The sequence below is a fragment of the Streptomyces cynarae genome (genome assembly GCF_025642135.1).
In the GTDB taxonomy this organism is placed as follows: domain Bacteria; phylum Actinomycetota; class Actinomycetes; order Streptomycetales; family Streptomycetaceae; genus Streptomyces; species Streptomyces cynarae.
Genome location: NZ_CP106793.1, coordinates 8,320,909 through 8,333,461, shown reverse-complemented (window position 1 = coordinate 8,333,461; position 12,553 = coordinate 8,320,909). Strand labels below are relative to the sequence as shown.

The 12,553-nt window shown below is 70.6% G+C and carries 12 protein-coding genes and 2 pseudogenes; 5 read left to right on the top strand and 9 right to left on the bottom strand.

The window, feature by feature from the left end; translation table 11 throughout:
• Positions 1-7: 7 nt before the first annotated feature.
• The 4 genes from N8I84_RS37640 to N8I84_RS37625 all read right to left on the bottom strand — a co-directional run bounded on the left by N8I84_RS37640 (position 8) and on the right by N8I84_RS37625 (position 3,547).
• Positions 8-1,345, bottom strand: a complete 1,338-nt coding sequence (locus N8I84_RS37640) for a gluconate:H+ symporter (protein ID WP_263233985.1) — start codon at positions 1,343-1,345, stop codon at positions 8-10.
• 150 nt (positions 1,346-1,495) lie between these two features.
• Entirely contained in the window at positions 1,496-2,266 is a 771-nt protein-coding gene (locus tag N8I84_RS37635) for a sulfite exporter TauE/SafE family protein (protein WP_263233984.1), read from the bottom strand.
• A gap of 177 nt (positions 2,267-2,443) precedes the next feature.
• Positions 2,444-2,830 (bottom strand): PPOX class F420-dependent oxidoreductase, encoded by a 387-nt coding sequence (locus N8I84_RS37630; protein WP_263233983.1) that lies wholly within the window; start codon positions 2,828-2,830, stop codon positions 2,444-2,446.
• Positions 2,831-2,905: 75 nt separating this feature from the next.
• Positions 2,906-3,547: an HAD family acid phosphatase gene (locus N8I84_RS37625; RefSeq protein ID WP_263233982.1), complete on the bottom strand. Its 642-nt coding sequence runs from the start codon at positions 3,545-3,547 to the stop codon at positions 2,906-2,908.
• 238 nt (positions 3,548-3,785) lie between these two features.
• Between N8I84_RS37625 and N8I84_RS37620 the strand changes: the two genes are divergently transcribed.
• Both N8I84_RS37620 and N8I84_RS37615 read left to right on the top strand, forming a co-directional pair.
• Positions 3,786-4,760, top strand: a complete 975-nt coding sequence (locus N8I84_RS37620; RefSeq protein ID WP_263233980.1) for a DUF3800 domain-containing protein — start codon at positions 3,786-3,788, stop codon at positions 4,758-4,760.
• Positions 4,761-4,926: 166 nt separating this feature from the next.
• A complete protein-coding gene (locus N8I84_RS37615) occupies positions 4,927-6,324 on the top strand; it encodes a S1 family peptidase (RefSeq protein WP_263233978.1) in 1,398 nt (465 codons plus the stop codon).
• A gap of 122 nt (positions 6,325-6,446) precedes the next feature.
• On the opposite strand, the gene N8I84_RS37610 is transcribed toward N8I84_RS37615, so the two are convergent.
• The gene (locus N8I84_RS37610; RefSeq protein ID WP_263233977.1) at positions 6,447-6,635 is read right to left on the bottom strand and encodes a hypothetical protein; all 189 of its coding nucleotides are present in this window, start codon (positions 6,633-6,635) and stop codon (positions 6,447-6,449) included.
• Positions 6,636-6,726: 91 nt separating this feature from the next.
• Complete coding sequence (locus tag N8I84_RS37605; RefSeq protein WP_263233975.1) at positions 6,727-7,887, bottom strand: ROK family transcriptional regulator; 1,161 nt, start codon at positions 7,885-7,887, stop codon at positions 6,727-6,729.
• Positions 7,888-8,065: 178 nt separating this feature from the next.
• Here N8I84_RS37605 and N8I84_RS37600 point away from each other — a divergent pair.
• The 3 genes and pseudogenes from N8I84_RS37600 to N8I84_RS37590 form a co-directional block, all read left to right on the top strand.
• A pseudogene (locus tag N8I84_RS37600) lies at positions 8,066-8,158 on the top strand (sugar ABC transporter permease); the annotation flags it as partial.
• Positions 8,159-8,160: 2 nt separating this feature from the next.
• Positions 8,161-8,991: pseudogene (locus N8I84_RS37595) on the top strand (extracellular solute-binding protein); the annotation flags it as partial.
• 14 nt (positions 8,992-9,005) lie between these two features.
• A complete protein-coding gene (locus N8I84_RS37590) occupies positions 9,006-10,208 on the top strand; it encodes a Gfo/Idh/MocA family protein (protein ID WP_263235015.1) in 1,203 nt (400 codons plus the stop codon).
• A gap of 31 nt (positions 10,209-10,239) precedes the next feature.
• Here N8I84_RS37590 and N8I84_RS37585 read toward each other — a convergent pair whose 3' ends face one another.
• From N8I84_RS37585 to N8I84_RS37575, 3 genes are all read right to left on the bottom strand, one after another.
• Positions 10,240-10,935 carry a L,D-transpeptidase family protein gene (locus N8I84_RS37585; protein ID WP_263233974.1) on the bottom strand — a complete coding sequence of 232 codons (696 nt, stop codon included), beginning with the start codon at positions 10,933-10,935 and terminating at the stop codon, positions 10,240-10,242.
• A 262-nt stretch (positions 10,936-11,197) separates the two neighbouring features.
• Positions 11,198-11,815, bottom strand: coding sequence for a sensor histidine kinase (locus N8I84_RS37580; RefSeq protein WP_263233973.1), 618 nt, complete (start codon positions 11,813-11,815; stop codon positions 11,198-11,200).
• On the bottom strand, positions 11,800-12,510 hold the full coding sequence (locus tag N8I84_RS37575) for a hypothetical protein (RefSeq protein ID WP_263233972.1): 711 nt from the start codon (positions 12,508-12,510) through the stop codon (positions 11,800-11,802). Before N8I84_RS37575 ends, N8I84_RS37580 begins: the two co-directional genes overlap by 16 nt.
• Between the last annotated feature and the right edge of the window lie 43 nt (positions 12,511-12,553).

Sequence of the window (12,553 nt, the reverse complement as noted above, 5' to 3'; positions counted from 1 at the left end):
ACGCGGGTCACACGCCGATGGCGTCCAGGATCGACTCCATGGCGAGGACCCCGCCGAGACCCAGGATCGCGAGGACCGTCGTGTAGGTGGTGCGTGCCTTGATCGCGTCGAGGACGGAGAGGTTGAAGTACTCCTTGAACATCCAGAAGCCCGGGTCGTTCACATGGGAGAACGCGATCGAACCACAGGAGACGGCGAGGACCATCATCTCCGGGTGCACGCCGCTGCCCGCCAGCAGTGGGAGGGCCACGCCCGACGCGGTGACGACGGCGACGGTCGCCGAGCCGAGGGCCACGCGGAGGATGGCCGCGATGAGCCAGGCGAGGATGATCGGCGACAGGGACCAGCCGTCGGTGGCGTGCTTGATGTAGTCGGAGATCCCGCCGTCGACGAGGACCTGCTTGAACGCCCCGCCCGCACCGATCACCAGCAGGATCATCGCCATCGCCTGGGCGGCCGACCGGCACGAGGCGCCGACCTCCTCCAGACTGCGGCCGATCCGCGGTCCGAACGCCCAGATCGCGACGCACAGGGTGAGCAGCAGGGCGATGGGCGCCGAGCCGATGAAGGCGACGAAGTGCAGGACGGGGCCGGAGGCGGAGGTGGCCAGGTCGGTCACCGCCGCGCCGGCGATCAGCACCACGGGCAGGAGGGCGACCGACAGGGACCAGCCCATGCCGGGCATCTCCTCCTCGGTGAAGACACGGTCGCTGACCAGGCCGGTGGGTATGGACGGGTTCATGCTCCGGACGAACGGAAGACGTGGCCACACCAGGGCGATCAGGGCGCCGACCGGGACGGCGATGAACAGGCCGTAGAACAGGGTCAGTCCGACCGAGGCGTGGAAGGTCGCGGCGACGGCGGTGGGGCCGGGGTGCGGCGGCAGGAAGCTGTGCATGGTGGACAGGGCGATCGACATCGGCAGGCCGACCCACAGCAGGTTGGCCCTCGTGACCCGTACCAGCGTGAACGCGATGGGCACGATGATGACGAACGCGACCTCGTAGAACATCGTGACGCCGATCAGCATGGCGGTCAGCACCATGGCGACCTGGACCCAGCGGGGGCCGCAGACGTCGAGCAGCCTTCCGGCGATCCGCTGGGCGGCGCCGGAGTCCCCCATCACCCGTCCGACCATGGCGCCGAGCCCGATGGTGAGCATGGTGTCGCCGATCTGCCCGCCGATGCCGTCGGAGAGGACGTCGGGGATCTTCTCCAGCGGGATGCCCTGGACGAGGGCGACGCCCACGGCCACCAGCAACAGGGCGGCGAAGCCGTTGAGTCTGAGCTTCGTCATCAAGAAGAGCAGGATCAGCACGCTGATCGCTACGACAACAAGTGGCATGGGTCAGTTCCCCTTGAACCGCGATCGCCTACCTGAACGATGTCCTCATATAGGGACGCCGTCTACACATGAGGATGGAGGCTAGGGTTGTGGACGCCGCAGGTCAATGGGTAGGCGCAGATGGAATCTGATGAGGCGATGGAATCCGACTCACCGTCCGCCTGCCTGGCGCCAGAGGGAGAAGGCCAGGCCGAGGCCCGCCAGGGCGATGGAGATCCGCAGCGGGGTCTCGGGCAGGCGCCGTACGATCACCGGGCCCATCCGGCTGCCGACGAGGCAGCCGAGCCCGAGCGCGGTCGCGGCCGTCCAGTCGACCGGGGCCAGGAAGGCGTAGGCGACGGCCGCGGCGACGTTGGCGGCACCCGTGGCGATGTTCTTCACGGCGTTGGTGACGGGCAGGGGCTCACTCGCGGACAGCGACAGCACGGCCAGCATCAGGACACCCGCCGCAGCGCCGAAGTAGCCGCCGTACAGCCCCACCACGAGCACCGCGCACGCCGACGGCAGTTTGGCGCGGACGCCGCCGCCCCTCGACGGATGTCTCGCCACCAGCCGGCGCAACGGCTCGCGGGCCAGGATGAGTACGGACCCCAGGGCGATCAACCACGGCACGACACGCTCGAACGCCGAGGACGAGGTGCCCAGAAGCAGGGCCGCGCCGGCCGAGCCTCCCGCAGCCGCGAGCAGGGCGAGCCGCACGAGACGTCGGCGCTGGCCATGGAGTTCCTCCCTTGAGGCGACCGCGGTGCCCACCGTGTTGGAGAACAGCGCCACGGTGTTGGTCACGTTGGCGGCGACCGGCGGGAGCCCGGCGGCCAGCAGCGCGGGATAACTGAACAGCGAGGCCAGACCGGCGATCGAACCGGCGAGCCCGGAGGCGACTCCCGCTCCCGCGAGCAGCACAACGGCGCCGACGTCCACACGGTCCCCCTCTCGATGTCGACGCGGCCCATACTCCCGTCACCCCGTCTTATATCCAAGACGGTGTCTACATAGGGAGACAGCTTGGCGTGGCGGGAGACAGCAGCAACTGTCCGGCGTCCACTACGAGGACCAGAACGTCTTCGGCGACACGGCGTGGAGCACGCGGGGGTCGTTCTACGCCTGAGCAGGCGTCACCCGGATGCCGACCGTGCCCTTCTCGCCGCGCCGCAGCCGGCTGCCGAGAAGGGTGAGGCGGCCGACGAGGCCGTACTTGCGTGCGATCAGTTGCCGGTAGCGGGCGGTGGCGGCCGCGTCGCAGATCTCGGCGGTGGCGGGGATCTGCTCGCCGGTCGGCTTGCCGCGCACGTCGCAGGGGCCGACGAGGACGTCGGAGCGGGCCCGGATGCGCTTCACCTTCCAGGAGTCCGCGGCGGTCCACACACCGAGCGCGTCGCCGTCCCGCACCACCCAGACCGGGGTGGCGACCGGGGTGCCGTTCCGGCGGTAGCTGGTGACCAACAGGTACTTGCCCGTTCCGAGCTGATCCAGGAGCGCGTGCATGAGCGCAGTGTAGGAGCCGCACGCAGGAGGACGCCGGTACGGCCGTACCGGCGTCCTCTCCCGCGGAAAGTGCCGTCAGGACAACGTGCCGTCGTAGTCGGGCAGCTTGAACGTGCGCTCGGCGTGGCCGCCGACCAGGTCGGAGGCGTTGTTGCCGACATTGGCGATGATCGTGTAGCCCTGCGCCTCGATCTCCGCGCGCTTGCTCGTCTTGTACGCGCTCACCTCGTCGAACAGGTCCGGCAGATCCCGCACGGAGAGGCCGTCGACCGGGTAGCCCACCGTCTTGAGGTTCCACTTGGTCTCGGCCTCGATGATTCCGGGGCGCGCGGTGACGAAGAAGACGGACACTCCTCGGGACTTGGCGTACTTCGCGAGCTCCAGGGACGGCTGCACCGCCGCGGTGGGCAGCTGGTACCAGGGGTGGAAGTACGTCTCGAGGGTGGTGTTGTCGATGTCGAAGACGATCGCGAGCTTCTGCCCGGCCGCGGTCGCGGTGCGCTGCCGGACGTACGGCAGCGCCTGGTCGATGACCGCCTTCACATCCGCCTGCCAGGTGGCGTAGTCGACACCGGCGGCCTGCGCCGCCGCCACGCTCACGGTGGTTGCCGCGGGAGCCGCGGAGGCGCTTCCCGCGGCGGTCACCGTGCCTCCGATGCCCAGCGCCACGACCGCCGACACCGCGCCGATACGGCGCACCGCACCACGTCTTGTCATGCTCGTCCCTTCCCTCGCGTCCACATCGCGTCCGTGCGGCGGTGGCGCCTCCGCACCGGCCTCGTTCGTCATGCTCACGTCCAATAATGGACACCAGGCGACGCAAGAGTTACTGACGCGTAGACAGTTACTTCGGAGTAGCCGGGGATTGGCTGGACTTCACCGGCGGCGTGGGACGGTTCGCCGTGCGCCGGGTGCGGGATGATCCTCATGCGGTACGAGGGCAGGGGGCGAGACGGTGAGCCGGCATCGTGAGAGTACGGTCCGCGCGCCGACCGCGGGACGACTGCTGGAGGTGGCCTGCGACGAGTCGGGATCGGACGGAGAGAACCTCACCAGCGGGAACACCGACGTGTTCGCGCACGCCAGTGTGCATCTGCCTCTCCCCTCGGCTGCCGCGCACGTCCAGGAGATCCGGGACCGCATCCGCTCGCCGGCGGAGGAGTACAAGGCCGCCCATCTGCTGCGGGAGAAGCACCGCGCGGTGCTGGAATGGTTTCTCGGCGCCTCGGGGCCGCTGCACGGGCACGCCCATGTGCTGCTCGTGGAGAAGTCGTTCTTCGTGGTCGACCGTGTGGTGGACCTGCTGCTCGGCGATCCCGCACCCGCCCTCGCCCTCTTCCGCACCGGGCGTGAGCGCTTCGGGGACGAGCCGTGGCGGCGCTTTCTGGAGGCGTCCAACGATCTGATGCGGGCCAGGGGCAACGGGCAGCCGGAGGCTCCCGTCGACTCCTTCTTCCTCCTCGTCGAGGACCTGCTCCGGGCCCGTCCGCGGGGCGACGCGGGCGAGACCCTCGCGCTGCTGGCCGGGGCTCGGGAGAGGGCGCGGGCGTACCGGGCGCGGATCGCCGACGGGCCCGCGCTCGTTCCGGCGCTCAACCCCCTGTTGCCGGCCCTCGTGCGCACCGCGGCGTACTGGGGAGCGGGCGGGCACCAGGTGGCGCTCGTGCACGACGAGCAGAACGTGCTCACCGCGCAGCGCATCGCCTGGCTCAAGGAGGCCACGGGACTCTTCGGGTTCCGGCTCGTCGACTCCCGGCTCGATGCGCGGGTGCAGCTCGCCGACTTCCTCGCGGGGATCGCCCGAAAGATCGCCTCCGACGAGCTGAACGGGCGCGGCGACCCGGGGCTGACCGCGCTGCTGCGCCCGTACGTCGACGGTGACTCGCTGTGGGGGGACGAGCGCAGCGGTGTCTCGCTGCGGCACTCCTAGGGTCTTTCGTCCGCTCGCGCCTGCCCGGCGACGCCCGGCCGACGGCGTGACTTCCGCGGCGCGTCGGTGAACACCCGGGCGCGTGCGCACGTATGGAGTGAGGGCGCGCGACGACCGGAGTGCCCCGCGGTGGTGACGCCGTGCTGTTCGGGTTCGGGAGCCATGGATGAGGCATGCACGACGACGGATCGTCCGGCGGGGGGCTCGCATCGCGGCCGTCGGCGGACTGCTCCTGGGCGGTCTGATGGTCACCCAGGCACTGGCGAGCGAACCGTCCGGCGCGCAGACCCCCTTCAGCACGGGCACGTCCGCCATGACCGCTTCACGGACGGGCTCCCAACTGGTGTCCCGGCTCGGCACCTCCCGGACGGCGGGCAGCTGGGTCGCCTCCGACGGGAAGCCCGTGGTCGCGGTGACGGACAGGGCCGCGGCGGACGCGGTCACGGCGGCCGGGGCCCGGGCCAAGATGGTGCGGCACAGCATGGAGCAGCTGAAGTCGGCCACGAAGACGCTGAGTTCCGCCCCCAGGGTGGCGGGCACCGCCTGGTCCGTTGACTACCGGACCAACCAGGTCGTGGTGCAGGCCGACCGCACGGTCTCCGTGTCCGACTGGTCCCGTATGACGAAACTCGCCCACGGCATCGGGGACTTCGTCCGGATGGAGCGCAGCCAGGGACGGTTCACGACCCGGGTGGCCGGCGCCCAGCCGATCTTCTCGACCAGCGGCCGCTGTTCCGCGGGCTTCAACGTGACCAACGGGCGGACCCAGTTCATCCTGACCGCCGGGCACTGCGGCCCGGGCGGCACGCTCTGGTTCTCCGACAACACGGGCCGGACGCAACTGGGCCGGACCGTCACCTCGGAGTTCCCCGGGGACGGCGACTTCTCTCTCATCCGGTACGAGAACGGGCAGGCGACGCCCGGGGAGAACGTCGTGGCCATCGGGGGCGGGCGCGGGGTGCGCATCACGGCGGCCGGGGACCCGGTGGTGGGTGAGAAGGTGTTCCGCAGCGGCAGCACCAGCGGTCTGCACGACGGCGAGGTCACCGCGCTCAACGCGACGGTGAACTACCCGGAGGGCTCGGTCACCGGTCTCATCCAGACCACGGTGTGCGCCGAACCGGGCGACAGCGGCGGCCCGTTGTTCTCGGAAGGCATCGCGCTCGGCGTGACCTCGGGCGGCAGCGGGGACTGCCAGGCGGGCGGTACGACGTTCTTCCAGCCGGTGACGAAGGCGATGACCGCTCTCGGGGTCCAGCTGACGGGGCAGGGCCAGGCACCGGGCGGTGCGAGCGCCGGGGCCTCCGCCGCTCCGGCGCCGTCCCTCTCGGCGTCTCAGGGTGCGGCGATCGCGCCCGGGTCGGCGGCGCCGGGCGCGGTCCAGGAGGTCGGTGCCGGAGGGGCGGCGGGCGGAATCGTGTCGCGGCTCACCGACCCGCGGAACGTCGGGCCCGGTCTGCTGGTCATCGCGGGCAGCCTGGTCGCGCTGGTGGCCACGCGCTACATCCGGTCGGAACAGGAACGGAACGCCTATCGCCGGGCGTACGCGGGGACCTGGGGCTGAGCGGCCGAGTCGCTGTCCGCTCCAGGGTGCTGCGGGTGCCGGAGGAAACCGGGCCTGCCGCGCATATGCCGAGCCGCCGCCGCCGGCGGTGGTCGCAACGCGGGAGGTGGCCGGGCGGGCGGTCAGGCCGCCTTCGTCGGGCGCGGCGAGGAGGCCGCCGCCCATTCCAGGACGAGCCGCTGGTACTCCCGCCGCTCCTCGAGGCTGAGGATCCCGCCGCTGCGGAACCACAGTGCCCGGATCTCCTCGTTGACCTCGTCGGCGGAACGCTCCGCTACGGGTTCAGGAGTGGTGGACATGTCGTGAAGCATACGGGCCCCGGCGTGAAGGTGATGTGAGCAATCAGGCACCTCCCGGCATTCCGGACCGTGAAGCTGATCACGTCCGGCCCGGCCGGGCACGTCATCCGTCCACGACACCCAGCACGAGCACCTGGATCGCCAGCACCGCCGCTCCGCGCGCCCAGTCGTGGAAGTCGGAGACCTTGGTCTCCAGAACGACCGGAGCGGCCAGCGGGTGCCGCTGGGCGCGGATGGCCTCCTCCACCGTCTTCCCGGCCACGTCCATCAACCCCACCCCCTCCCCCGCCAGCAGGATCTTCTGCGGCATCGCGAAGTTGGAGATCTGGGCGACCAGCGTGCCGAGGGCCCGCGCGGCCTCGTCGACGACGCGGGAGCACATCGGCTCGCCTGCGGCGGCGAGCCCGAGGATCTCCTCGTACGTCTTGTCGCTGCCGGTGGCGGCCCGGATCTGGTAGCGGATGCTGGGGATGGTCAGCAGCGAGACCGCGCTGCCGCGCTCGCCGGTCGGGGTGAGCGGCCCGTTGGGGTTGATGATCCAGTGCCGCCCGAAGCCGCGGTCCTCCTCGGCGTGGGGCACCCGCTTGCCGCCCAGGACGAGGCCGTAGCCGATGCCGGCGCCGATGGTGAGGACGACGAAGCGCTCCAGACCGCGCCCCGCCCCGAACCAGGTCTCGGCCTCGACGAACGCGGCGACGTCGTTCTCGATGACCACCGGAAGCCCGGTGCGCTCCTCCACCAGCCGGGCCAGCGGCACCTCGCGCCAGTGCAGGTAGGCGGACTCGCCGACCACGGCGCGGTCCTGGACGAGTCCGCCGACGCCGATGCCGATGCCCGCCGCCGTCGGGAACTCGGCGGTGAGCGCGCTGGTCATCTCCGCCAGCAGCGCGGCCACATGGACGGGGTCGTGGCTGGTGAGCGGGCGCTCCAGGCGGGCCACGATGTCACTTCTGAGCGTGGTGACCACGCCGTGGACCATCTCTTCGGTGATCTTGAATCCGAGGAACGTCCGGGACTCGGCGACGACGTCGAGGGGCTGCGAGGGGCGCCCCTGGCGGCTCTCGGCCGGACCGCCCCCGTCGGCGACCTCGATCAGCAGACCCGACTCGATGAGCGGCTTGGTGAGCCGGGTGAGGCTGCCGGCCGAGAGGTCGAGCCGTCGCGCGAGGTCGGCGCGCGAGAGCGGCCCGTGGACGAGCACCTCGATCGCCACGGCACGCTCGCCGGGACTCAGCGGCAGCCAGCTGGCGGCACGTGCGGTCATGCGACCAGACTCCCACAAGATTTCTTTTGCGGTGGAATTAATTACAGGCACTCTACGCCACTAACGCCATCCCAAAAGATCGGCGCACGAGTCTTGACGCGACGATTGTTTCGCATCAAAAGTAAGTGCCACCGAGGACGAGCCGACCGAAGGAGGGTCACCGATGACCGTCGCCTCCAGCTGGGCCATCCCCACGATCGCGCTGATCAACGTGTGGCGGCACGTCGGCTACACGGCGCTGCTGCTGTTCGCGGGCCTCCAGGCGATCCCGTGAAGGACGGCGGTACCTTCGAGAAGACCGTCGCCCACCTCACCATCGACCGGAACGGCAAGCGCGGCGACGAGCCTGGCTTCGACAAGCACCACGTCAAGGTGTACGGGCTCGCCAGTGGAGGCGCCGGCGACGGCGACGGCCAGACGACATGGAGCCCCTTCACCGGCTCCGCCGGCTGGCACTACACCGACAGGGAGCGGTGGAGCACCAAGTACCGGTACGACAGCGAGACCTTCCAGTCGGTCGTCAAGTGGTACTTCGGCCTGGCGGAGAATGGCTACCTCGCGCCGCAGACGGACTACAGCGAGAGCGCCAACCCGGCCAACGCGCAACTGGCGTCCGGCAAGGCTGCGATGGCCTTCGACGGCGCCTGGATGATCTCGACGTACTACGGCTGCAAGAACCTGAAGATCGGCACCGCCTTCACCCCCGTCGGCCCCACCGGCAGGCGGGCCACCATGATGAACGGCCTCGCCGACTCCGTCACCAAGAACGCCCACAACAAGCAGGGCGCCCTGAAGCGGGTGAAGTACCTGTCCTCCGACGCCTGCCAGAAAACGGTGGGCAGCTACGGCATCGTCTTCCCCGCCACACCCGACGGGACCCGGGCCGCCGTCGCGGCCTACAAGAAGAAGGGCATCGACGTCACGGCGTTCACCGAGCCGGTCGCCGACAAGCGGGACTTCACCACCTTCACCTACCCGATCACCAACTACGCGGCGGACGTGTACGCGCTCATGCACCCCGCCATGCAGGACATCTACGACGGCGCCGCGGTGAGCGGCCTCGACAAGACCAACAGCCAGATCGACCTGATCCTCTCCCAGTGAAGGGCACCCATTTCATGACGTTCTCGCTCGGCATCGTCGGCGCCGGCCAGTTCTCCGGCCAGTTCGCCACGCTGTTCCAGGCCCACCCCGGCGTCAGCGACGTCTACGTCACCGACCTGCTGCCCGAACGGGCCGAGCAGCTCGCCGCCGCCCAGGGCCTCGCCGGCACCTTCCCCTCCTACGAGGCGATGCTGGAGTCCAAGGCGGTCGACGCGGTCGCCATCTTCACCCAGCGCTGGACGCACGGCCCCCTGGTCGTCCAGGGACTGAACGCCGGCAAGCACGTGTACTCCGCCGTCCCCATGGCGATCACCACGGAGGAGATAGCGGCGATCATCGACGCGGTCAAGGCGACCGGGCTGACCTACATGATGGGTGAGACCAGTCAGTACAACCCGGCGACCGTGCACGCCCGCAACCAGATCGCCGAGGGCGCCTTCGGGCGGCTGTTCTACGCCGAGGGCGACTACGTGCACGACATGGACCTCGGCTTCTACGAGGCCTACCAGTACAGCGGCGGCGAGCGCTGGAAGGCGACCGCCAGCTATCCCCCGCTGCTCTACCCGACCCACTCGGTGGGCGGTGTGCTCGGCGCCTGGCAGACGCATGCGGTGAGCGTGTCCGCGATCGGGGTGCGCGACGAGCGCGGGGACGGGGTCTTCGACAAGGAGATCAGCCAGTTCGACAACGACTTCTCCAACGCCACCGCGCTGTTCGAGGTGGCGGGCGGCGGCTCGTTCCGTACGAACGAGTTCCGTCGGGTCGGCTACCCCTCGCACATCCGGGAGTCGCGTTTCAGGTTCTTCGGCACCGAGGCGAGCATGGAGCAGCTCGCCACGGTGGCCCTGTGGCAGGACAAGAAGGGGGTCGACGACATCACCGAGCTCCTTGAGCCCAAGCCGACCATGTCCCCTGACGACCCCTCGCTCCAGCACATCGCGCCCGAGCTGCGGGCCGCCTTCACCTCCGGTTCGGCGCCGGTGCACGACCGCTCACGGCTGCCGCGGGAGTTCGACAACCTGCACAACGGCCACGAGGGCAGCCACCACTTCCTGGTGGACGACTTCGTGACGGCCGTCAACTCCCGCACCCTGCCGTCCGTGAACGCCTGGGTCGCGGCCCGCTACACGCTGCCCGGGATCATCGCGCACCAGTCGGCGCTGAAGGGCGGGGTCCGCCTGGAGATCCCGGACTTCGGGGACGCTCCGGCGGTGTGACGTACCGCTGCGGCCGAGCCGGGTGCCTGTCTCAGGTGCCCGGCTTGCGGCCGTAGACGAACACGTCGTCGCCGACCTTCAGCAGTGACCAGTACTTCTTGGCGTCGGCCGTGGTCATGTTGACGCAGCCGTGGGAGCCCGGCGGGTTCCACATGCTCAGGTTGACCGAGTGGAAGGCCTGCCCGCCGTCGAAGAACTGGCTGTAGGGCATGGGGACGTTGTAGATGGTCGAGACGTGGTGCAGGTTCCGCCAGTAGATCTTCTTCAGGCCGGTGCGGGTCGCATAGCCCTTGCGCCCTGTGCGCACGGGCACCGGTCCGTAGACGAGGCGGCTGCCGTCCTGGATCCAGCTGAGCTGGAGCGTCAGGTTGACGCAGGCGATGCGGCCCTTGTTGACCGGGCACTTGCCGTCCTTGTTGGGGTTCCTGCCGACGGCCTTCTGCTTGTTCATCAGGTCCATCACGCCCCAGGTGACGGGCCCGGCGTAGCCGATGGCGGGTGTGATGCCGTGCTTGTTCTGGAAGGCCTGGACGGCCTTGCAGTCGGCGGCCGACTGCCTGCCGTCGACCGGGCGGCCGAGGAACTTCTCCACCTGCTTCTGGTACGGACCGGTCTGCGTGGTGCAGCTCGCCGCCTCGGCGGGCGCGCTGGTGAGCGCGAGCGTGAGCGGCGCCACCAACCCCGTGATTCCGAGCGCGACGGCCCCCCGCCTGCGTATGTCCCCCATGCCGGGCCTTCCCTTCCACGTGTTCTGCGGTCTTTGCACGCTAGACCGGCGTGAGGGTCGCTCGGTTGTGGTGCGGCTCACACTGTGACGAAACAGTGAAGTATCAGGTACAGGCAGCGATGGCACCGCAGGACCGTCCCGGGCTTCGGGCACGGGTGAGGTGGCCGGGGCGTCGAGCGGTCTCGACGGCACAGCGGGCCAGGCGGCGCTTTGGCCGGGACCGGAGCGTGCGGCGGCCTGAGGCCGGGGACCAGCCGGCCGGTCAGTGGTCGGTCGCCGGGATGCGGACCACGATGCGGGCTCCGGGGGCGTTGTCCTCGATGCCGATGCGGCCGTGGTGGACGACGACGAGGTCGCGGACGATCGCGAGACCGAGGCCGCTTCCGCCGGTGCCCCGGGCGCGGGCCCCGTCCAGGCGGGTGAAGCGGTCGAAGACACGTCGGCGGTCGGCCACCGGGATGCCGGGGCCGTCGTCGGCGACCACCAGGTGCGCGGCGCGGTCGCGGACGCCCAGGCTGACCTCGATCCGTCGGTCGGCGTACCGGATGGCGTTGTCGAGCAGATTGCGCACGACCCGGGCCAGGGCGTCCCCGTCGCCGTACACCCGGGCCGCACTGACGGCGCCCTGGTCGAAGACCACGGAGGCGTGCCGGCGGGCGTGGCGGACCTCGCGGAAGACGATCTCGTCCAGGTCCACGGGGCGCATGCACAGCCGGGGCGGGGCGTCCAGGCGGGCCAGCCGTACCAGGTCGTCGACGAGCCGGGACAGCCGCTCGCTCTCCTCGACGAGGGCAGGTCCGCGGGTGGCCCGGTCGGCCGAGCCGGGATGCCGGACGGCCACCTCCAGTTGGGTGTGCAGACTGCTCAGCGGGGAGCGCAACTCGTGCGCGGCGTCCGCGATGAACTGCCGTTGCCGCCGGGTGGCGACGTCCAGCCGGGCCAGCAGGTCGTTGAGGGTCCGCGCGAGCCTGCCCAGGACGTCCTCGGCGGCGGGTCGAGGCGGCCGCCCAGGTCGCAGGCGGTGATCTCGGCCGTCTGGGCGCGCAGGGCCTGCACGGGGCGCAGCGCCCGGCCGGTGAACAGCCAGCAGACACCGGTGAGCAGGGCGACGGCCGGCGGCACGGTGATGGCGAGGCCCACGGTGAGCTGGGCGAGGTTCTGGTCGACGGCCGCGGTGGGCACCGCGACGTACACGGTGAGCGGGTCGTCGTGCCCGGCCTCGAGGGCGACCGCGCGCCAGGTTCCGTCTTCGCTCAGGGGCAGTCCACGCACCGTGTGGGCCGTGCCGGAGGAGGACGGGCGGAAGGTGAACAGCGCGGGCCGGCCCTCCGGGCTGGCGGAGCTGGAGCGCACCGCGCGCCGGGCGTCGACGACCTGGACGGCGGTGTCGCCGCTGCCGGAGGCCGGCAGGACACGGGCGAGGCTGTCGGTGTCGACGCCGGCGGCGATGACCTGCGCCCGCTCGAGCGCGGTCTGGTCGAGGCCCGTGAGGAGGCTCGTGCGCAGCCAGACCACGAGCAGACGGGCCGCGCCGACCAGGGCCCCCGAAATTATCAGGGCGGCCGCGGCGGTCATCCTCAGGCGCAGGGAGCGCCGGGCACACCACGCGGAGACGGGG